Here is a 20881-nt window from a genome sequence, read left to right as displayed (position 1 = left end):
TGCTTGGTTACCAAGTCTGACAATTGGGGGCGCTTCGGCCCGGACGATCAGCGGGGGACCCTCAACCTGCTGACCCCCGCCGCCGTGCTGGACGCGCTCGCCACCGCGGCCACCGGCCAGGTGATCAGCCTGTCGATGCCCATCAGGGGCGCCACCTCCTCGCCCGCGCCTGCGACCGTGCCCCATCTCAGGGGACGGCCGCTGCCACAGCATTTCATGTCGGTCGACGGCGGCGACTACGCGGCAGGGGCCAGGGCGATCGGCGCCGGGCTGCGTATGGCCGACGACGCGCTGATCGTCACCCACCACGGCACCACGACCCACATGGACGCGCTGTGCCACATGTGGTCGGGCGAGGCGCTCTACAACGGGCATCCCGCCGCGCGGGTCAGGTCGTACGGCGCGGCGCGCTGCGGCATCGAGACGGTGGGGGGCGTGGTGGCCCGGGGTGTGCTCCTCGACGTGCCCCGCCACCTGGGCCTCGACCACCTGCCCGTCGACTTCCGCGTGCCGGGCGACCTGCTCGCGGAGATGGCCCCCGATGTACGGCCCGGCGACGTCGCCGTCCTGCGCACCGGGTGGCCGCTGGTGTGGGAGAGGTCCCGCGAGGAGTACTGGTCGGGGCAGCCGGGCCTGTCCGGGGACGGCGGGCGGTGGCTCGCGTCCCGCGACGTCGCGCTGGTGGCCGCGGACAACGCCGCGATCGGCGGCCTCAACGCCCGCCAGCTCGCCGACGAGGGGCTGGACGACGACCTGCACATGATCTTCCTGTGGCGGCACGGCATCCACCTCGCCGAGATGCTCTGGCTCGAAGACCTCGCGGACGCCCTCGCGGGCCAGGCGAGGCGGGACTTCGTGTTCATCGCCGCCCCGCTGAAGATCGAGGGAGGCACGGGCAGCCCCATCAACCCGCTCGCGATCCTCTGAGCCCCGCTAGGCGCCGGGGTAGGCGCCGCCGCCGTAGCGCGCGTCGAGGGCGTCGTAGTCCGGGGCGAAACCCTTCTTGGGGATGGACTCGGCGAACTCGACCGCGCTGGGCTTCTTGTACGAGGCGAGCAGGCCCCGCACGTGCTCCACCAGGGCCCCGGCGTCCGCGCGCGTGTCCGGCCTGAGCACGACGACCGCCTTCACCGCCTGCGTCCACCGGTCGTCGGGGACGCCGATCACGGCCGCGTCGGCGACCGCCGGGTGGGACCTGAGCGCGCGCTCCACCTCCGCCGGGTAGATGTTCTCGTTGCCCGACTTGATCATGCGCAGCCTCGGCCCGATGAAGGTCAGCGTGCCGTCGGGCTCCCTGCGGCCGAGGTCTCCGGTGTGATGCCAGCCGTCCCTGAACTTCCGCTCGTTCAGCTCGGGCCGGTTGAAGTACCCGGAGAAGATCGACTTGCCGCGCGCGCAGATCTCCCCGACCTCGCCCGGCGGCACCTCCTCGCCCGACTCGCCGAGCAGGCGCACCTGGACCAGCGGCGAGGGGCGGCCGGCGAGCCCGGCGGCGCCCGGGGCGAGCCCGAGGAACGTGAGCATCCCGCCGACCTCGGTCTGGCCGTACCCGCCCATCTTCGACCGGCACCACGGCGTCTCGGACACGGTGATCATGCCGTCCCACTCCGGCGAGTGGGAGACGAAGCCGAGGGACTTGAGGTCGTACTTGCCCCCGGCGTTGGCGGCCACCACGGCGTCGATCATCTGGCCGAACAGGAACGCCTGGGTGCACGCCTCGGCGTCGACGAGCCGGCACACCTCCTCGGCGTCGAAGGCGGGGGTGAAGACGTTCGTGCCGCCGGCCAGCAGGGTGGCCAGGCAGAACATCATCGTGCCCACGTGGAACAGCGGCCCGCTGTTGAGGAAGGTGAAGCCGGGCTCCATCTGCCGCACGTGCAGCAGGGACGCCGCGTGCGCGACGAGCGCGGCATGGCTGAGCAGGGCCGCGTTCGGCCGCCCGTCGAACGCGGCGGTGTACAGCGCGAGCACCGGGGCCGCGTCGCCGGACGGGCCTTCCCCCGCGCGGCCGGGCACGCCTTCCCCTGCGCGGCCGGACACGCCTTCCCCCGCGCGGCCGGGCACGCCTTCCCCCGCGCCGGCGGGGGCGCCGCTCGCGAGGAACCGCTCGTACTCCTCTCCGGAGAGCACCCACCTCGCCGCGCCGGACCGTACGGACTCGGCCGCCTCGGAGCGCTCCCACACGACGACCTTCGGGGTGAGGTCGCCGAGCACGAAGGCCAGCTCGTCGGGCGACTGCCGCCAGTTCGCGGGGCAGAAGACCGCCCCGATCCGCGCCGCCGCGAGCAGGAGTTCGAGGACGCGGTGGGAGTTCTGGCCGAGCCACAGCACCCGGTCTCCCGGGCCGGCCCCCTCGGCGGCGAGCGCGCCGGCCAGCCGTTCCACGCGCTCTTCGAGTGCCGGATAGCCGAGGCGCACCTCGCCGTCGACCACCGCGGTGACCAGCGGGCGGCTGCGGGCGTGCTCGGCGAGGACGTCCGCGAGGGTGAGACGGTGGACGTCCGCGGGGACGTCCGCCGGGGAGCTGTGGGGGACGGTGCTCATCGCGCCTCCTGAGCGTGGGTCAATCCTGGAACGCCGGCATGACCTCGGCGGCGAAGAACCGCATCACGCTCTCCATCTCTTCGATGGGGATCGGCCGGGTACTGCCGAAGTCGCACATGAGGTCGCCGAAGCCGAAGTCCTGGAGCATCCGGATCTGGCCGATCACCCGCTCGGGGTCGCCGATCACCTCAAGCTGCTCCCAGCGGAACTCGTTGCTGACCGAGCCGCCCTTGAGGTAGCGGTCCTGGTAGTACTCGAACCCCTGGGCCGCCCTGCCGGTGCGCGCGTCGATGGGCGCGCTCTTCTCGTTGAAGATGCGGGCGCGGTCGAACATCTTCTCGAACCTCGCCTGGTCCTCGCGGGCCCGCTCGGCGGTCGGCGCGACGTACACGCTGCGCGCCACGACCAGCTCGGCCGCCCCGGCGTCGTGCCCGGCGGCGCGGGCGGTCGCCCGCCACGTCTCCGCCGCCCTGGCGACCTTGTGGAACGGCGCCGCGGGGTCGGCGAGGATCGGCAGGCCGCGCCCGGCGTACATGGTCACCGTCTCGGGCGACACCGCCGCCACGTGGATCGGCGGGTGCGGCGCCTGCGCCGGCCTCGGCACCAGCGACACCTCGGCGCCGGTCCTGTAGAACTTGCCCACGTGCTGGTAGGTCTCGTTGCCCCACAGGCCGAGGATCATCTCCAGCGACTCGTTGAACCGGTCGCGCGCCTCGGCCAGGTCGACGCCGAACCCCTCGAACTCGAAGCTCTGGTAGCCGCGCCCGATGCCGAGGTCGAGCCTGCCGCCGGACAGGACGTCCACCTGCGCCGCCTCCTCGGCGACGTGGACGGGGTTGTGCAGGGGCAGCACCACGATGCCCGTGCCGAGGCGGATGCGGGTCGTGCGCGCGGCGAGGTGGGCGAGCATCGTGAACAGGTTCGGCACCACGCCGTAGTCGCGGAAGTGGTGCTCGGCCAGCCGCACCCCGTGGAATCCCAGCTCCTCGGCCAGCTCGACCAGCCTCACGTGGTAGTCGTAGACGTCCTTGAAGCTCTGGCCGTCGAACCGGTGGAAGAGGTGGAAGGTCGAGAACTTCATCGGCGGTACCCCTGGCGGTCGTCTCCACTTGCCCTGTCGTCGCACCCGCGCGCTAACCAAGCGCTCGCTTGGGCAGCGTACCAGGTTGGCGGGCGCGGCGGGTTCGTGATGAGGTGTCCCCGTGGCGACGAACCTGATCCTCTCCGGGGGCGTGGCACACGACTTCCCCGCGACCTCCGGAGCCCTCGCCGGCGTGCTGTCCGAGGTGGGCGTCGAGTCCGAGATCACCGAGGACATCGCGGGGGCGCTGGCCGACGGCCCCGATTTCTCGCTCATCACCGTCAACGCGCTGCGCTGCTGTGGCGACGGAGGATGGTCCGAGCAGGAGGGCGGGTCGTCGTTCGAGCTGCCCCCCGAGGCGCGTGCGGCGATGCTGCGGCACCTCGGCCGGGGAGGCGGGGTGCTGGCGGTGCACGCGGCGGCGATCTGCTTCGACGACTGGCCCGGGTGGCGTGGGCTGCTGGGAGCGTCGTGGACCTGGGGTGTCTCCCACCATCCGCCCCTCGGCCGGGCGGAGGTCAAGGTGCGCGGCGGCCACCCGATCGTGGACGGCCTGGGCGACTTCGACCTGGTGGACGAGGTCTACAGCGACCTCGACGTGCTCCCCGATGTGCGGCCCCTGGCGTCGTCGCTCGGGCAGCCGCTGCTGTGGGCGCGCGACGCGGGGCGGGGACGGCTGGTGTACGACGCGCTCGGCCACGACGTGCGGTCGTACGAGAACCCCGCGCACCGCGCGCTGCTCCAGCGTGCGGCCCAGTGGCTGCTGAAGCGCGACTCGGCATGACGAAGGCCGGCCGCCCGGGTCTCCCCGGACGGCCGGCCTTCGTCATGTCAGCGCAGCGACGTGTTCTGGCTGAAGATCACCAGGAGGACGGCGCCGGCGGCGCGACGACCGGCGGGCGGTCGTCACAGGTGATGGTGTTCGGCAGCTCCCACGGCGCGAGCCAGGGGCCGGTCGTGCCGCCCCCGTCGTTGCCGCCGAGGTCGGTGAGCGAGAACTCCGAGCCGGTGGGCGGGAAGTTGAACGAGCCGCAGTTGTTGACGCCGACCGCGCCGACGTTGCGGGCGTCCACGTTCTGGAAGGACGCGGACCCCTTCACGCGGGCGCTGACGACCGAGGTGCCCGTGCCGTCCACCTTGATGTCCTTGAAGTGGACGTTCGTGATCGAGTACAGGTCCTTGACCGGCCAGTCGCTGACCAGCATCATCGCGTTGTAGGTGTTGTCGAGGAAGTTGTCCCCGACCACCTGGATGTCGGCGTCGATGTTCTTCTCCAGCGCGAAGAACCAGATGGCCCCGAGGCCGATGTTCCAGTTCAGCTCGTACGTGCCGGCCCGTACCGTCGTGTTGTCGGTGATCCACAGGTGCCCGGCGAACGCCTCGGCGCCGAAGCGCGACCCGACGTGGATGGCGCTGCCCTCGCGGATCGGGTCGGCGATGAGGTTGTTCGAGACCGTGTTGTCGGTGCCGCCGTAGATCGCGATGCCGTTGGCGAGCACCGGCGTCTGCACGGTGTTGTGGTCGAAGGTGTTGCCGGCGTCGGCGGTCTTCTCCGACCACATGGCGAGGCCGTCGTCACCCGAGTTGCGGATGAAGTTGTTCGACACGACCGAGTTTGTGACGCCGGTGTGGAAGTTCAGGCCGTCGGCGATCTGGTCGACGATGACGTTGTTCGTGACCTTCAGCTTGGTCATCGGGCCGTCGAACCACAGGCCCACCTTGGTGTGGCGGATGTAGAGGCCGTCGATGGTCGAGTTGCTCATCGCCCCTCCGACGCCGTTCACCTGGTCGGTGTCGATGCGCTCGCGGACGTCGCCCTCGATCGTGAAGCCGGACAGGTGGACGTTGGAGCTGCCGCCCGCCGACGCGTCCTTGCCGTAGAAGCCGACGCCGGTGTGCACCGAGCCGTCGGGGGCCGGGGTGCTGAGGGCGACCTCGTGGCCCTTGATGATCGTGTACCAGCTGCCGGCGCCCTCGATCGTCACGTCGTCGACGATGATGTGGCGGTTCACCTGGTAGGTGCCCGGCGGGATGTAGACCTTGAGGTGGCTGCGCTTCGCGAACGCGATCGCCTTGTCGAACGCGTCGGCCGAGTCGCGCCGGCCGAGCGGGTCGGCGCCGAACGCCAGCACGTTGGCGGCGACGAGCCTGACCGTCGGCGCGCCGACGACCTGCGAGTCGAGCAGGTCGATGACCGTCCAGGCGGCGTTGCTCCCGGCGGGCACCGTGAGCCGCACCTTGTCACCCGCGCGGTAGGTCTTACCGAGCAGGAGGCGCTGCTCGTCGTAGAAGTGGTTCGGGCGGAAGGGCTTGGTGATGACCGGGGCCGGCGTCGTGGCGCTGGGCACGCAGCCGCACTCGGTGATCCACCAGTCGGGGTGCAGCAGGCCGGCGTTCGGGTCGTTCGAGAACGGATACTGGTTGTACAGCCAGGAGTACTGCGAGGTGAGGGTCATGGCCTTCTTGGCCCCGCCGTTCACCGTGACGTTGAGCGGCGCGGTGATGCCGCCGCCGCCCGGCGCGTCCGGGATGCTGTAGCGCACGTTGATCGCGTTCGCCGCGCTCGGCAGGGTGAACTCGACGTACTGTCCCGGCGTCAGCTTCACCGCCTTACGGCCGGACGCCTCCGCGGGCAGCGTGTACGCGGTGCGGTCCGGGCCGATGAGCGTGCCGTTCGTCGCGGCGTTCTCCGCCTCCTGCTCGGCGAAGTCCACTGCGGCGCCCCGGCCCGCGACGAGCGAGGAGTCGAGGGCGGCGCGCGTCACGACCGGCGTCCCGGCGGCGGCGCCCTTGCCGGCGACGGCCGTGCCGCCGAGCACGACGCTGAGACCGACGGTGGCCGCGGTCACCGCCGCAACCGCCCCCGCGGTCCTTCGCGGCGGCCTGCCTGCCCACCTCGATACAGCTCCTGTGATGCTGCGTGACATCGAATGTCCGTTTCTCTCGGGGGGTGAACACCTGAAGGCGCTCGGGAGCGGACGCCAGAGGGTGAGGTGACATTAGGACGCCCATGCCTCGTTCCACAAGGGTCCTGCGAAATAGTTTCGTAATCTTGCTCTATAGCTGCGACACTCGCTTGAATTCTTGCGCCGACTGTCATGAGTCGTTGCGGGCTTTCGCAAGATTCCGAAGGTCAGCGGCCGAGGATGCGGGCGGACTCCGACTCCTGGGCCAGCCTCCTGAGCACGTCGAACGCCTTGCCGTACAGGACTGTGCCGATCACGAGCGACTCGACGGCGGTCTCGCGGGGGCCGTCGAAGGGGATCTTGGCCATCTCGTGCTCCGAGACCAGGCGCATCATCAGGCCGGCGTAATGGCGCATGCTCTCGTCGTCCGCCGGCATGCCGAGCTGGTCGAGCCGCACGAGGATCTGCGCCAGCTCCTCGCGGGTGGGGGCCTCGGGGTGGACGCTCCATCCGAGCTCGCCGATCAGCGCGTCCACGCGCTCACGGGCCGCCAGGTGCTCCTCGTCGTCCGGCCGGGCCTCGCCCGGTGACGCCAGCGCGTAGTGGGCCGTGCCCAGCATCTCGTGGACCGGCGTCTCCTCGTCCTCGACCGCCGCCACGATCTTGCCGATCGAGGCGACGGGCAGGCGGCCGACCTCCAGGAGCGCGCGGATCAGCCTCAGCCTGCGCAGGTGCGTGTCGCCGTACTCCGCCCGGGTGGCGGAGGTCTGCTCGCCCTGGGGGAGCAGACCCTCGCGCAGGTAGTACTTGATCGTGGGGATCGGCACTCCCGACACGGCGCTGAGCTGGGAAATCCGCATGGGCGGATCGTACCGCCCATTTGGATACCTTTACTATCCAGGCCGTGTGCGCTCAGTGAGGAGGGCGGGGGACGAGGCCGACGCCGCCGAGCACGCCGGGCGCCGACTGGTCCTCCTGGAGGTCGTGGTCGGGGCGCCATGACCCGGCATGCACCAGCCCGGGCTCCACCAGTTCGAGCCCGGAGAAGTAGCCGCGGATCGTGCCCCGGTCGCGCACCTTGAGAGCACCCTTGGTCCGCGCGTAGATCTCTCCCGCCTGCGCCAGCGTCTGGTCGTCGAGCTCGCCCTTGAAGCCGTGCGAGAGCACCAGGGCGCCGCCGGGCGGGAGGGTCTCGCGCAGGTGGGTCACGATGCTCGCGGCCTCCTCGTCGTCGCCGACGAAGTGCACGATCGCGCAGAGGATGACGGCGAACGGCCTGCCGAAGTCGATCTGGGCCCGTACCAGCGGGTGCTCCATGATCCCCTTGGGGTCGCGCAGGTCGCCCTCGATGACGCTGGTCCTCGGGTTGTCGGCGAGCAGGGCGCGGGCATGGGTGAGCACGATGGGGTCGTTGTCGACGTAGACCACCCGCGAGGCGGGAGCCGCGTCGAGGGCCACCTGGTGGACGTTCTCCCGCGTCGGCAGGCCGGTGCCGATGTCGATGAACTGGTCGATCCCCAGCTCGGCGAGGAAGCGCACGGCCCTGCCGAGGAAGGCGCGGTTCTCGCGGGCGACGTGCCGGACGCTCGGCAGCACCTCGATGATCTTCTCGGCGGCCTCGCGGTCGGCGGCGAAGTTGTCCTTGCCGCCGAGGTAGTAGTCGTACATCCGGGCCACGCTGGGTGTCCTCGGGTCGATCCCGGGTGGAGCCTGCTCCTGCTCGCTCATCCGTGCCCCCGCCTCGTCATCCGGAGTCATAACGCCCGCCGACTAACGCTCTATGGCCGAATATAGACGAAAATAACGGTGATGTTGATCATGTGGCCGTATTTCTGGTTGTGTGTCAAATATCGGTCACCCGGGCGGTCCAGGGCCAACCGAGCAAGCGCTTGCCTAAGTGTGATGAGGGCGTTAGCGTGACGGGCGGTGGCTCGATCGCAGAGGACCACCGGGTGTAGCCGAACGCGGCCCGGTCCGTACGGCCGCGTCCATGGACGCCGCTCGCCGGGGCGGATCGCGCCCCGTCCCGGCGAGCGGCACGGACGAGGGGTGCCATGCAGGGGTTCGCCGGGCGGGCGGCGGTCGCGGGGGTCGGCATGACCGCCCTGACCAGGGCGTCCGGCCGTACTGAGCTCGAACTCGCGGTCGAGGCCTCGCGCGCGGCGCTCGCCGACGCGGGGATCGTCCCGGCGGACGTGGATGCGGTGCTGAGCTACCACATGAACGACTCCGTGCCGGTCGTGCGGGTGGCCAGGGCCCTGCGGATGGAGCGGATCGGCTGGCACAACGACATCAGCGGGGGCGGGACCCAGGCGGCGTCCATCCTGGGCGACGCCGCGATGCTGATTTCTAGCGGTATAGCGCGAAATATCCTGGTCTATCGGGCGCTCAACGGGCGCTCGGGCAAGCGGATGAACACCGTCTCCACCGGCCCGCAGGAGCGGTTCACCATCCCGTACGGCATGGCGGGGCCCGTCCCGATGTTCGCCCTCGCCGCCCAGCGCTACCTGCACGACACCGGGCTCACCGAGGAGCACCTGCACGCCGTCGTCGCCCAGTCCAGGGAGAACGCCGCCGCCAACCCCCGCGCCCTGCGCCGGGAGCCGCTGCCGCTCGGCGAGTACCTCGCCAGGCCGTACGTCTGCACGCCGCTGCGCACCGTCGACTGCTGCCAGGAGACCGACGGCGCCTGCGCGCTGGTCGTGCGGGACGCGCGGCACGCGCCCGAGGCGCCGCGGATCCACGCGGTCGTCCGCGGCGGCGGCCCCGGCTGCTCGGCCATGGACCGGGCGCCCGACGTCACGGCCGTCTTCTCCGCCTACGTCGCCCCCATGCTGTGGGAGGTCGCGCGCCTGTCGCCGCGCGATGTCGGCGTCGCGCTCCTCTACGACGCCTATTCCTGGCTGGTGCCAAGGCAACTGGAGGACTTCGGCCTCGTCGCGAGGGAGGACCTCGGGGCGTACCTGCTCGGGCGAGGGCACAGATCGGTCAACCCGCACGGAGGCCTGCTGTCGGAGGGCTACGTGCACGGGCTCAACAACGTGGCGCAGGCCGTGCGGGAGCTACGCGGCGGAGCGCACGAGACGGCCCTGGTGACCGGCTTCGGCGGCAGCTACGGCAGCGCCGCGCTGTTGCGGCGGGCGGCATGACGCCCGGGCTAGGCGAGCGGAAGGTTCTTCAGCGCCTCGCGGCGGCTCAGGCCGTTCAGCCCCTTGTGGTTGACGTAGCGGACGACCTCGCGGGGGTCGGTCTTGGCGTACTCGCGCAGGGCCCAGCCGATGGCCTTGCGGGCGAAGAAGTCGGTGTCGGCGAGGCTCGGTTCGATGCAGGCGTACAGCAGGCCCGCGTCGGTGCGGTCCTTGAAGGAGTTCTGGCACAGGATCGCGGTGCGCCGCCGCCACAGGTCGTCAACGCCGGCCCATTCGAGCATGAGCGGGCGCATCGTGTCGGGGTAGGCCCGCAGCAGCGACCCGATGCGGTTGACCGCCAGGTCGTCGACGTAGTCCCACCAGGCGCCTGTGACGATCATCTCCTCGTACATCGGCACGGTGTAGAGGGTCTGGAAGCCCTTGTAGTAGCGGAACGCCGCCAGCTCCATCGCGGCGTACCGCTCCTCGCGGTACTCGGCGTCGCGCCACATCGCGAGGACGGTGCGGCGCCACTCGGGCGCGCTGTCGATGCGGTGCTCGGACAGGACCCTCTTCACCGCCGCCCGCCGGGGAACGGCCTGGACGCCGAGGAAGGGCATCGTGGACTTCATGTACGCCTGCATCGCGGGGGCCTTGGCGGCGTCCGCCACCTCGGTGAGCGCGACCCGGACGGCTTTGTGGAGCGGGGTCATGCTTTGTGGCTGGTCCGTTCCCCTGTGGCGAGACCGTCGAACAGGACGGTGACGTAGTGCTCGGCGAGGCCGGCGGTGTTGAGCCTGCCGCCGGGACGGAACCAGCGCACGGCGACCCAGATGGTGTCGCGGATCATGCGGTAGGTGAGCTTGGGGTCGACGTCGGCGCGGAACTGGCCCTCGGCCTGGCCGCGCTTGATCTGCTCCACCCACATGCGCTCGACTTCGTCCTCGGCCTTGATGAGGTAGTCGAAGCGGTCGCCGGGCAGGGAGCGCAGGTAGTTCCAGTCGTTCTGCATCACGGTGATGGCGGCCCGGTGCGGCTCCAGCGTGCTGAAGCCGATGCGGACCATCTCGGACAGGATCGTGCGGGGGTCGCCGTCCTGGTCGAGAGCGGCGCGGTAACGCCCGATAAGGTCCTTGAGGAACGTGGACAGGACCTCGTCGACGATCGTCTCTTTGGAGTCGAAGTGGTGGTAGAGGCTCCCGGACAGGATGCCCGCCTCGACGGCGATCTCGCGCACGGTGGTCGCCTGGAAGCCCTTGCGCGCGAAGAGCTCGGCGGCGAGCTTAACGAGGTGGTCGCGGCGCTCGGAGGCCGGACCTGACGAGGTGGCGCGCCGTGTGCCGCCCTGGCGCTTCGCCGCCGCGGAGCCGCCCCGGGGGGGAGCCCCTCCGGTCGCCCCCGCGACCGCCGACGCGCCGCCGGAGTTCTTTCGCGTGTTCACGCCCTCCATTATGGGCCTCCGCGCAATCGCTTGTTCACCTAACGCCTGCGGTGAGTCGCCTGCTCACCCCATGTTCCCCCGTCTACCAAGCGCTTGCTACCCTTAGTGACGACCGATTTCGCACCGGGCACCTCGAGGCAAAGGACGGCCTGCCATGAGCGAGGCGTACATCGTCGGCGCCGTGCGCACCCCGGTCGGGCGGAGGAACGGCGGCCTGGCCTCGGCTCACCCCGCCGACCTCGGGGCCCACGTCATCCGCGCGCTCATGGATCGTACCGGCGCGGACCCCGCCGCGGTGGACGACGTCGTCTTCGGATGCGTGGACGCCGTCGGCCCGCAGGCCGGGGACATCGCCCGCACCTGCTGGCTCGCCGCGGGGCTGCCCGAGGAGGTCCCCGGCGTGACCGTCGACAGGCAGTGCGGCTCCTCCCAGCAGGCCGTCCACTTCGCCGCGCAGGCCGTCCAGAGCGGGAACGCCGACCTGGTCGTCGCGGGCGGCGTGCAGAACATGAGCATGGTCCCGATCTCGCAGGCGATGGTGGCGGGACAGGCGCTCGGCTTCGCCACCCCGTTCACCGGCTCCAGGGGCTGGCACGCGCGGTACGGCGCGCAGGAGGTGTCCCAGTTCCGCGGCGCCGAGATGATCGCAGAGAGGTGGGACATCTCACGGCGGGACATGGAGGAGTTCGCCCTCGAGTCCCACCAGAGAGCGCTCACCGCGATCGACGAGGGCCGGTTCGAGCGCGAGATCGTCCCCTTCGCCGGCGTGCTCGCCGACGAGGGCCCGCGCCGCGACACCACGCTCGCCAAGATGGCCTCCCTGAGGACGCTGGTCGAGGGCGGCAGGCTGACCGCCGCGGTGTCCTCGCAGATCTCCGACGCCGCCGCCGCCCTGCTGATCGCCTCCGAGGAGGCCGTACGGGCGCACGGGCTGACCCCGCGCGCCCGTATCCGTCACATGTCGGCGCGCGGCGCCGACCCGATCATGATGCTCTCCGCGCCGATCCCGGCCACGGCTCACGCTCTCAGGAAGGCCGGGATGAAGATCGGCGACATGGACATCGTGGAGATCAACGAGGCGTTCGCCTCCGTGGTGCTGGCCTGGCTGCGCGAGACCGGGGCCGACCCCGCGCGGGTCAACCCCGGCGGCGGGGCCATCGCCCTCGGCCATCCCCTCGGGGCCACGGGCGCCCGGCTGATGACCTCGCTGCTCCACGAGCTCGAACGCACCGGCGGGCGCTACGGCCTGCAGACGATGTGCGAGGGCGGCGGTCAGGCGAACGTCACCATCATCGAACGCCTCTGACTCGCGAGAGAACCGGGTGATCCCGGCCGGACGACGCCCTCCCGGGGGACGGCCGGGCCTTCTGCGCGTATGGTCGAGTCAGGTCGTGAGAGCGCTCTAAAGAGGCGAGATCCCATGGTCGCTGGGTATGGAAAATAGGAAAGTTTCCTATTAGATTGTCGGATTGTCCCAGACGGTGACCGGTGGCGAGCGCCACCACCGGATGCCGCGAGCCATACGGTCCTGCGAGCCTCCGGCGTGGTCCGCCGACGAGCCGCCAGGCGAGGAGAGTGCATGAAGCGCAGCCCCGAGCTACTGCGTCTGGCCGATTCGGTCCTCCTCCCCGGCTTCGAAGGCAGGACCCCGCCCGACTGGCTGCGCCGCCGCCTCGGCGAGGGACTGGCGGGCGTCGTGCTCTTCTCCAGGAACATCGGGACCCCTTCCCAGCTCGCCGAGCTGACCGCCGCCCTGCGCGCCGAGCGGCCGGACGCCGTCATCGGCATCGACGAGGAGACCGGCGACGTCACCCGGCTGGAGGCGCACACCGGAAGCTCCCGCCCCGGCAACTACGCGCTCGGGGTCGTGGACGACGTCTCCCTCACCGAGGAGATCGCCAGGGGGCTCGGCGCCGACCTCGCCGCCGCCGGGATCAACGTGAACTTCGCGCCCGCCGCCGACGTCAACTCCAACCCGGGCAACCCGGTCATCGGCCTGCGGTCGTTCGGGGCGGACCCGGCGCTGGTGGCGCGGCACACCGCCGCCTGGGTACGGGGGCTCCAGGCGGCGGTGGTCGCCGCCTGCGCCAAGCACTTCCCCGGCCACGGGGACACCGCGGTCGACTCCCACCACGGCCTGCCCGGGGTGGCGGCGACGCGCGAGCAGCTCCACGAGATCGAACTGCTCCCGTTCCGCGCCGCCATCGCCGAGGGCGTGCGCATGATCATGACAGGCCACCTGCTGGTCGGCGCGTACGACTCCGAGTTCCCCGCCACGCTCAGCCCCCGCATCCTCACCGGCCTGCTCAGGGACGAGATGGGCTTCGACGGCGTGACCATCACCGACGCCGTCGAGATGGCCGCGGTCGCCGAGCGGTACGGCATCGGCGGGGGAAGCGCGCGGGCCGTCGCCGCGGGCGCGGACCTGATCTGCGTCGGCGGCGAGAACTCCGATGACGCGGTGGTGGTGACGATCCGCGAGGCGATCGCCGACGCGGTGACCGGCGGGCTCCTGCCGGAGGAACGGCTCGCGGACGCCGCCCGCCGGGTCGCCGAGCTCACGGCCTGGACCTCCGGCCGTCCGCCCGCCCCGGCCGACCTCTCCGCCTCGGCCGCGCAGTCCGGGCAGGCGGCGTCGGCCGCGCACGGGGTGGTCGGTCTCGCCGCCGCGCGCCGGGCCGTACGGGTCACCAGGCGGGCCGGGGTGCTCCCGCTGGTGACCGCTCCGCACGTGGCCGAGCTGTCCCCCCGGATGAACCTCGCGATCGACAAGGACATGCCGTGGGGGGTGGGGGAGCCGCTCGGCAAGCTGCTCCCCGGCACCACGGTGGTGCGCCTCGACCAGGAGAGCGCGGGGACGTCGCTCGACGAGGCCGTCCTCGCCCCGGCCGCCGACCGCCCGCTGGTGGTGGTGGTCAGGGACGCGCACCGCCACGCCTGGCAGATGGCGGCGCTCGACCGGCTGCTGGGCGCCCGGCCCGACGCCATCGTGGTCGAGATGGGCCTGCCCGGCCGTACCGACCTGGGCGCCGTCCACATCGCCACGCACGGCGCCGCCCGCGTGTGCGGCCAGGCGGCGGCCGAGACCCTCACCGGCCTCCTGGAAGCCGGGATCTGACCGGGCCGCGGCCGGCGATGCGCGTCGCCGGCCGTGCGGGGACGTTCACCGGGAGGACGTTCCCGCGTCGCGGACGGGCGGGCCCGGGACCTGCCCGTCCCGGCCCACCCGTCCGCGAGTGGGGATCAGCGTGAGGTCCGGGCAGGACGTTGCGGGTGACCCCCTCGGCTTTCCCGCCGTCCCTGAGCGGCGCGGCGGGGGGACGCGGTCGCATCGGCGACCTGATCGGCCTCCGGGCGGCGGTGGGGTGGGCCGATTCTGTCGTAGGCGGCTGGTTGAATCGCGGGCATGGACATCGCACGGCTGGTCGCCGAGCAGCGGGAGTTCGACGGTCTCGACCTGTCGGGGGCCGCCCTGACAGACGTGCTCCAGGCCGGGCCGCTGCTGTTCCGCGACTGTGACCTGAGCGGCGCCGACCTCTCCGAGGCGAGCCTGGTGCAGGCAGTCTTCGAGAGGTGCGTGCTCGACCGCGCCGACTTCCGGCGTGCCGACCTCGACGGGGCGCGGTTCGCCGGAGGCGGGGGAGCCGGCGTGCGCTTCGGCGGCGCCGAGCTGATCGACGCCGTCTTCACCGACATCGACCTCTCCGGCGCACACTTCTTCGACACGCTGCTCACCGACGTCTCCTTCACCGGCTGCCGCATGATCGGCGCGAAGCTCACGGGCTGCCGCGGCACGGGCTACACGATCGCCGGCAGCAACCTCACCCTCGCCGACCTTTCGGGCTGCGGCTTCCGCGGCCAGGCGATCGACGGCGTCCGGTTCGACGACGCCAACCTCTCCGCCTGCGACTTCACCAAGGCCTTGCTCACCGACTGCCGCCTCATCCGCGCGCGCCTCGTGGACGCGAAGTTCGCCAAGGCCGACCTGCGCGGCGCCGACCTCGGCGAGCCCGACGACGGTGAGCTGCGCTATCTCAAGGGCGCCGTCATCAGCCACGCCCAGGCCGCCGCCCTCCTCGCCACCCGCGGCCTCACGGTCGTATGACCGACGATCGCCGCCCTGCGCGACGGGCCGGCCCGCATCGTGGTCGGTATCGGAGCGGAGTCGGCCGGCCAGTTCTGCGACCGCACGTCCACCGCGCTCGCCGCGGCGCTCGGCACCGAGCCGACCGCCTTCCCCGGCGGCCACATCGCATTCGCGGACGACCCCGGCGCGTTCCTGCCCCGGCTGCGCGCGGTGCTGCACGAGAGGTGAGGTGCCACGGGACGCGCGGTGCCGGGCGGGGGCTGAGATCTCAAGGGGTGCGCGGTGCTGGGCGGGGGCTGAGATCTCAAGGGGTGCGCGGTGCTGGACGGGAGCTGACGTACCAGGGTGTGCGGAGCCGAGGGATGCGGGGGCGGGGCTTTGGGCTAGTGGTCGTTGTCCGTTGCCGGTAGGACGGACAGCGCGTCGTGGGCCTCGGCCATGATGCGGGCGATGAGCTCCTCGCAGCTGGGGAGATCGTCGATCACGCTGACGACCTGCCCTGCGGCCATCACACCGAGGTCGGCCCTGCCGTCGACCATCGCGGCCCTGAGCAGCATCGGGGTGTTGGCGGCCTGGAGCACCTGGGCCCAGGTGAGGTCGCGCCCGTGCCTCATGCGGCGGCCCTCACGGATCATCTCGGGCCAGGTCAGGCCCGAGATCTTCTTGAACCGCGCGCCGTTGGCCACGGCCCGCGCCAGGCCCCTGAGCCGCCCGCCCCTTTCGAGCGACTCCACGAACGGCGTCCTCAGCACCCGATGGGGCACGCCGTCCACCCGGGTGGTCACCAGCGTGTCCGAGGCCCCGAGGTAGAGCTTCTTGACCTCCTCACCCACCGTCGAGTCCGAGGTGAGCAGGAACCTCGTTCCCATGGCGACGCCGGCCGCGCCGTAGGCCAGCGCCGCGACCAGGCCCCGGCCGTCGAAGAACCCCCCGGCCGCGACCACCGGCACATCCACGGCGTCGACGACCTGGGGGAGCAACAGGGTGGTCGGGACGGGCCCGGTGTGCCCGCCGCCCTCGCCGCCCTGCACGATCACGGCGTCCACCCCCCAGGCGGCGACCTTCTCGGCGTGGCGGCGGGCGCCCACGGAAGGCATCGTGACGACTCCCGCGTCCTTGAGCCGGGCGATCAGCTCCCGCCGGGGAGCGAGCGCGAAGGAGGCCACGCGCACGCCTTCCCGGATCATCACCTCGACCCGTTCGCGGGCGTCGTCCGCGTCCGATCTGATGTTGACCCCGAAGGGCGCGCCGGTGCGGTCCTTGACCGATCTGATGGCGGCGGTCATCCGCTCCACCGACATGGTGGCGGCCGCGATGATCCCGAGGCCCCCCGCGTTCGACGTCGCCGCCGCCAGCCGCGCGCCCGCGACGTACCCCATCCCGGTCTGCACGATCGGATACCGGCACCCCACCAGTTCGGTGAACGCGGTGCGCGGCGTCCATCCGGCGGGGATCACCCGGGGACCTCGCGGTCGCGCAGGGATCCCGGGTCGAGGCGCTCCCTGAGGAGGCCGAGCTCCTCGGTGGTGGGCGTGCGGGTCTCCGGCACGCCGCCTGCCGGCATGGCGAGCTCGAACCCCGTGCTCGCGACGACCTGCTCCACGGTGACGCCCGGATGGACCGAGGCCAGCCGCATCGAGCGGTCGCGGGTGGCGAAGTCCAGCACCGCGAGGTTCGTCACGACGCGGCGCAGGTCGTGGTGGCGCGAGGCCCCGGCCTCGGCCGCCCGGTCGTACCCGACGCCGCTGACCATGTCGACCTGCGGCACGAAGACGCGGGGGGAGTGGCGGGGGATCCAGTAGCTGGTCGGGTCGCACACCGTGTTGCCCGGCGCGCCCCGGACGCCGAGCAGCTGCGACCTCGGCCTGGCCCAGTCGCCGATGCACGAGATGTTGGTGTTGCCGTGCCGGTCGATCTGGCTCGCCCCCAGCATGACGTGCCTGCGTCCCTGGAGGACGAGCCAGAGATGGTCGCGGAACGGAAGCCAGCCCTCGACCACCTCAGGGTCCGCACCGAGGGGAGGGACGTCGCCGGTGAGCAGGCACACCCCGTCGTGCGTGATCAGGTCGGGCTCGAACGTCAGCCGCGCGAGGCGGGCCGCGAGGACCGTGATCGCCCCGCCGACGCCCGCGGCCAGGATCTCCCCGTCACCCCTGAACGCCTCGGCGCATGCCACCACGCAGACCTCCGCCCGCGTCGGCACGGGTGTCATCGGGCCTCCTCGCGCGCCTGTCGTACGGCGGCCTGGTACGCGGCCTCGTCGCCGGACAGGTAGCGCTCGCGGAACGACGTCCACGAGTCCTGGCCGGAGGCGGCGGTGACGTAGCTCCTCTGGAACGCCTCGTCGCGCCCGTAGTCGGGCTCGCACGTCGTGAAGTGGGCGCCGCCCGGGATCTCCGCCACGCCCGTGACCATCGACCTGCTGATCAGCAGCGACTGGACGGGGCCCTCCTTCAGCAGGTCGGCGGTGTCGACCAGCCGCTCGCAGCTCACGTAGCACCGGCCGGCCGCCTTGGCGTACAGGTCGTCGAAGTAGGGGTCGGGGCCGAGGTACTGGGCGTTGCCCCGCCGGTCCGCCCGGTTCAGGTGCAGCAGGGCCGCGTCCATCGTCAGAGCGGGCACCGCGACCAGCTCCTCGCCGTCCTCGTAGGGCGAGCGGATCGTACGCAGGCCCGGGTTGACGCGCATGACGTCCGAGCCGAGGCCCGCGCGGGTCGGCAGGAACGGCAGCCGGTGGGCCGCCGCGAGCAGGCCGAACATGAACATGCCCTCGTCGTACTCGGTGAACTCCACGGCGCCCGTCTGGCGCGCGACCCGGAAGTGCGGCTCCAGGGGGATCGAGTCGAGGGTGACGAACGGCGCCACGACCCTGCGCGCCTTGCCGTACGCGCACAGCAGCCCCACGTCGGCCCCGCCGTACGAGACCACGGTGAGGTCGCGGAGCGCCGAGCGGCAGATCGCGCGGACCAGGGCCATCGGCTTGCGCCGGGACCCCCAGCCGCCGATGCCGATCGTCATGCCGCTCTCCAGAGACCCGATGATCTCCTCGATCGACATCGTCTTGTCCCTCATCCGAGGTCCTCCCGGGTGCGGTCGGCGAAGGCGGCGCGGTGGCGGTCGCCCGCGCCCATCAGGTTGAGCTCGAACGTGAAGCCCTGCTCGAACCGGTAGCCGCGCTTCACGTCGACGGGGTCGATGCCGTTGAGCGACTCCTTGGCCCGGCGGATGACGTACGGGTCCTTGCCCGCGATCTGGCCGGCGACCTCGAACGCCGCGTCCCTCAGCTCGTCCCTTGGCACCACCTCCAGCACCGAGCCGTGCCGGTGGAGCTCGGCGGCCGTGACGTTCCGGCAGGTGTACACCATGGCCCGCATGAGGTGCTGAGGTACGAGCCTCGCCAGGTGGGTGGCCGCTCCGAGCGCTCCCCTGTCCACCTCGGGCAGCCCGAAGTAGGCGTCCTCGCTGGCCACGACGATGTCGGCGTTGCCGGCGAGGCCGATGCCGCCGCCCAGGCAGAAGCCGTGTACGGCGGCCAGCACCGGGACCTCGCACTCGTAGACGGCGGCGAAGGCCGCGTAGCAGCCGCGGTTGGCGCCGACCAGGGCCTCGTACCCGGAAGTGCGCTCCATCTCCTTGATGTCCACCCCGGCGTTGAAGCCCTTGCCCTCCGCGCGGAGCACGACGACCCTGGTGGCCGGATCGCGTCCCGCGGCGAGCACGGCGTCCGCCAGGTCGAACCAGCCCTGGACGGGCAGCGCGTTGACCGGGGGCACGTCGACCACGACCTCCGCGATCGGGCCGCCGTTCACTGTGATTCCCATCGCGCCTCACCGACCCTTGGGGCACCTAACGCTTGCTTGGTACCGTAGCACGACGGTCAGGTCAGGGGCGGTGGTGCGGATGGTGAGCTACGACTACACCGGCAGGGTGGTGCTGGTGACCGGAGGCAGCAGAGGCATCGGGGCGGGCATCGCCTCGGCCTTCCTCGGAGCCGGCGCCGAGGTGGTCGTCTGCGCCCGCAAGCCGCCCGAGCGGATGCCGCGGGAGCCGGAGGGCCTGCTGCGCGGGGGTACGGGGCCGTTCCGCCAGGCACGGTACCTCGCGGCGGACGTCCGGGACCCCGGCGACGTCGACGGCCTGTTCGGCGAGATCGAGCGGGTGTACGGGCGGCTCGACCTCGTCGTCAACAACGCGGGCGGCTCACCGGGCGCGCCGCTCGCCGGTACGTCCCCGCGCCTGCACGCCAAGATCATCGAACTCAACCTGACGGCCCCGCTGCTGGTGTCGCAGCGCGCGTACCCGCTGCTCTCGGCGTCCGCCGGCTCGATCGTGATGATCGGGAGCGTGAGCGGGGACCGTCCGTCGCCCGGCACCTCCGCGTACGGCGCGGCCAAGGCCGGGCTCCACCACCTGGCCGGATGCCTGGCGGCGGAGTGGGCGCCGGCCGTACGGGTCAACACGGTGGTGGTCGGCCTCGCCGAGACCGAGAACGCCGCGGGCCACTACGGCGGGTCCTTCGACCAGGTGGCCGCGACCGTGCCCGCCGGGCGCATGGCGAGGCCGCAGGACGTCGCGGAGGCCTGCCTGTGGCTCGGCTCCCCGGGCTTCGTGACGGGCGCGCGGGTCCACGTGCACGGCGGCGGCGAGATACCGGCTTGGCGACAACTTTCCTGATCTGGACATATATGTCGTTTCAGCGGGAAACTTTAGTGATCATTGCGGAAAAGGAATGGTGAATGAGCGGTATCTGTGCGGGGCGCGTCGTCGTGGTGACCGGAGCCGGGCGGGGCATCGGACGGGAGCACGCACTGGAGTTCGCCCGGCAGGGCGCGAAGGTCGTCGTGAACGACCTGGGTACCGGTCTTCAGGGCGCGGGCCGTTCCGGCGGCCCGGCGCAGGCCGTCGTCGAGGAGATCAGGGACCTCGGCGGCCAGGCGGTCGCCAACTGCGACGACATCGCCGACTGGGACGGCGCTGGGCGGCTGGTGAAGACCGCGCTCAGCGCCTTCGGCGGGCTCGACGTGCTGGTCAACAACGCGGGGTTCGTCCGCGACCGCATGATCGTCTCGATGACAGAGGAGGAGTGGGACGACGTCATCCGGGTCCATCTGAAGGGGCACTTCCTGCCGCTGCGGCACGCGGCCGCGTACTGGCGGGAGCGGGCGAAGGCGGGCGAGCCCGTGGACGCCCGGGTCGTCAACACCTCCTCGGGCGCCGGGCTGCTCGGCAGCGTCGGGCAGGGCAACTACGCCGCGGCCAAGGCCGGGATCGTCGCGCTCACCCACACGGCCGCCGCCGAGCTCGGCCGCTACGGCGTGACCGTCAACGCGATCGCCCCGGCCGCGCGCACGCGCATGACCGAGGAGGTCTTCGCCGGGATGATGGCACGCCCCGACTCGGGCTTCGACATCATGCATCCCGGCAACGTGGCCCCTCTTGTGGTCTGGCTCGGTTCGTCCGAGTCGGCCGAGGTGACCGGGAGGGTGTTCGAGGTGGAGGGCGGCATGATCTCCATCGCCACCGGCTGGAACCACGGTCCGGGCGTGGACAAGGGCGCCCGGTGGGAGGTGCACGAGATCGGCGAGGCCGTCGGCAAGCTCATCGCCGACGCCCCGGCCCCCGACTCGGTGTACGGCACGGCACAGGGATGAGCCCCGCCGGGCCTTCCGGCCGGCTTGGGGAGATCTTGACCAT

At 71.7% G+C, this 20881-nt stretch carries 20 protein-coding genes; 9 read left to right on the top strand and 11 right to left on the bottom strand.

Annotated elements, in window-relative coordinates; translation table 11 throughout:
* Positions 1–3: 3 nt before the first annotated feature.
* Entirely contained in the window at positions 4–927 is a 924-nt protein-coding gene (locus OG589_RS26470) for a cyclase family protein (RefSeq protein ID WP_405140486.1), read from the top strand.
* Positions 928–933: 6 nt separating this feature from the next.
* Here the strand turns inward: OG589_RS26470 and OG589_RS26465 are convergent, their stop codons facing one another.
* Positions 934–2544: an AMP-binding protein gene (locus tag OG589_RS26465; RefSeq protein WP_405140485.1), complete on the bottom strand. Its 1611-nt coding sequence runs from the start codon at positions 2542–2544 to the stop codon at positions 934–936.
* A gap of 19 nt (positions 2545–2563) precedes the next feature.
* The gene (locus OG589_RS26460) at positions 2564–3625 is read right to left on the bottom strand and encodes an LLM class flavin-dependent oxidoreductase (protein ID WP_405140484.1); all 1062 of its coding nucleotides are present in this window, start codon (positions 3623–3625) and stop codon (positions 2564–2566) included.
* Positions 3626–3746: 121 nt separating this feature from the next.
* On the opposite strand from OG589_RS26460, the gene OG589_RS26455 reads away from it, so the two are divergent.
* Positions 3747–4409: a ThuA domain-containing protein gene (locus OG589_RS26455; RefSeq protein WP_405140483.1), complete on the top strand. Its 663-nt coding sequence runs from the start codon at positions 3747–3749 to the stop codon at positions 4407–4409.
* Between the two features lie 76 nt (positions 4410–4485).
* On the opposite strand, the gene OG589_RS26450 is transcribed toward OG589_RS26455, so the two are convergent.
* The 3 genes from OG589_RS26450 to OG589_RS26440 form a co-directional block, all read right to left on the bottom strand.
* The gene (locus OG589_RS26450) at positions 4486–6474 is read right to left on the bottom strand and encodes a glycosyl hydrolase family 28-related protein (RefSeq protein WP_405140482.1); all 1989 of its coding nucleotides are present in this window, start codon (positions 6472–6474) and stop codon (positions 4486–4488) included.
* A 284-nt stretch (positions 6475–6758) separates the two neighbouring features.
* Positions 6759–7391, bottom strand: a complete 633-nt coding sequence (locus OG589_RS26445; RefSeq protein ID WP_405140481.1) for a MerR family transcriptional regulator — start codon at positions 7389–7391, stop codon at positions 6759–6761.
* A gap of 52 nt (positions 7392–7443) precedes the next feature.
* Positions 7444–8259 carry an SAM-dependent methyltransferase gene (locus OG589_RS26440; RefSeq protein ID WP_405140480.1) on the bottom strand — a complete coding sequence of 272 codons (816 nt, stop codon included), beginning with the start codon at positions 8257–8259 and terminating at the stop codon, positions 7444–7446.
* Positions 8260–8585: 326 nt separating this feature from the next.
* Here OG589_RS26440 and OG589_RS26435 point away from each other — a divergent pair, with 326 nt between their 5' ends.
* Positions 8586–9680, top strand: a complete 1095-nt coding sequence (locus OG589_RS26435; RefSeq protein WP_405140479.1) for a thiolase C-terminal domain-containing protein — start codon at positions 8586–8588, stop codon at positions 9678–9680.
* A gap of 8 nt (positions 9681–9688) precedes the next feature.
* Here the strand turns inward: OG589_RS26435 and OG589_RS26430 are convergent, their stop codons facing one another.
* A complete protein-coding gene (locus OG589_RS26430) occupies positions 9689–10372 on the bottom strand; it encodes a DNA alkylation repair protein (RefSeq protein WP_405140478.1) in 684 nt (227 codons plus the stop codon).
* Positions 10369–11100 carry a TetR/AcrR family transcriptional regulator gene (locus OG589_RS26425; RefSeq protein ID WP_405140477.1) on the bottom strand — a complete coding sequence of 244 codons (732 nt, stop codon included), beginning with the start codon at positions 11098–11100 and terminating at the stop codon, positions 10369–10371. The genes OG589_RS26430 and OG589_RS26425 overlap by 4 nt, the downstream gene beginning before the upstream one ends.
* A gap of 154 nt (positions 11101–11254) precedes the next feature.
* On the opposite strand from OG589_RS26425, the gene OG589_RS26420 reads away from it, so the two are divergent.
* The 4 genes from OG589_RS26420 (at position 11255) to OG589_RS26405 (ending at position 15415) form a co-directional block, all read left to right on the top strand.
* Positions 11255–12406: an acetyl-CoA C-acetyltransferase gene (locus OG589_RS26420; protein WP_405140476.1), complete on the top strand. Its 1152-nt coding sequence runs from the start codon at positions 11255–11257 to the stop codon at positions 12404–12406.
* A gap of 273 nt (positions 12407–12679) precedes the next feature.
* Positions 12680–14218, top strand: coding sequence for a glycoside hydrolase family 3 protein (locus OG589_RS26415; RefSeq protein ID WP_405140475.1), 1539 nt, complete (start codon positions 12680–12682; stop codon positions 14216–14218).
* A gap of 288 nt (positions 14219–14506) precedes the next feature.
* Positions 14507–15205 carry a pentapeptide repeat-containing protein gene (locus OG589_RS26410; RefSeq protein WP_405140474.1) on the top strand — a complete coding sequence of 233 codons (699 nt, stop codon included), beginning with the start codon at positions 14507–14509 and terminating at the stop codon, positions 15203–15205.
* 39 nt (positions 15206–15244) lie between these two features.
* Complete coding sequence (locus tag OG589_RS26405) at positions 15245–15415, top strand: hypothetical protein (RefSeq protein WP_405140473.1); 171 nt, start codon at positions 15245–15247, stop codon at positions 15413–15415.
* Positions 15416–15570: 155 nt separating this feature from the next.
* Here OG589_RS26405 and OG589_RS26400 read toward each other — a convergent pair whose 3' ends face one another.
* The 4 genes from OG589_RS26400 to OG589_RS26385 are packed head-to-tail and all read right to left on the bottom strand — an operon-like array spanning position 15571 to position 19008.
* A complete protein-coding gene (locus OG589_RS26400) occupies positions 15571–16644 on the bottom strand; it encodes an NAD(P)H-dependent flavin oxidoreductase (RefSeq protein ID WP_405140472.1) in 1074 nt (357 codons plus the stop codon).
* On the bottom strand, positions 16641–17399 hold the full coding sequence (locus OG589_RS26395; RefSeq protein ID WP_405140471.1) for a CoA-transferase subunit beta: 759 nt from the start codon (positions 17397–17399) through the stop codon (positions 16641–16643). The genes OG589_RS26400 and OG589_RS26395 overlap by 4 nt, the downstream gene beginning before the upstream one ends.
* On the bottom strand, positions 17396–18259 hold the full coding sequence (locus tag OG589_RS26390) for a CoA transferase subunit A (RefSeq protein ID WP_405140470.1): 864 nt from the start codon (positions 18257–18259) through the stop codon (positions 17396–17398). Before OG589_RS26390 ends, OG589_RS26395 begins: the two co-directional genes overlap by 4 nt.
* Positions 18256–19008, bottom strand: a complete 753-nt coding sequence (locus OG589_RS26385) for an enoyl-CoA hydratase family protein (RefSeq protein ID WP_405140469.1) — start codon at positions 19006–19008, stop codon at positions 18256–18258. Before OG589_RS26385 ends, OG589_RS26390 begins: the two co-directional genes overlap by 4 nt.
* Positions 19009–19087: 79 nt before the next feature.
* Between OG589_RS26385 and OG589_RS26380 the strand changes: the two genes are divergently transcribed.
* Positions 19088–19861: an SDR family oxidoreductase gene (locus OG589_RS26380; RefSeq protein WP_405152129.1), complete on the top strand. Its 774-nt coding sequence runs from the start codon at positions 19088–19090 to the stop codon at positions 19859–19861.
* Between the two features lie 62 nt (positions 19862–19923).
* The gene (locus OG589_RS26375; protein WP_405140468.1) at positions 19924–20838 is read left to right on the top strand and encodes an SDR family oxidoreductase; all 915 of its coding nucleotides are present in this window, start codon (positions 19924–19926) and stop codon (positions 20836–20838) included.
* The last annotated feature ends 43 nt before the right edge of the window (positions 20839–20881 follow it).

The organism is Sphaerisporangium sp. NBC_01403 (assembly GCF_045040145.1).
In the GTDB taxonomy this organism is placed as follows: domain Bacteria; phylum Actinomycetota; class Actinomycetes; order Streptosporangiales; family Streptosporangiaceae; genus Sphaerisporangium; species Sphaerisporangium viridialbum.
This window is presented reverse-complemented; position numbering and strand designations above follow the sequence as displayed.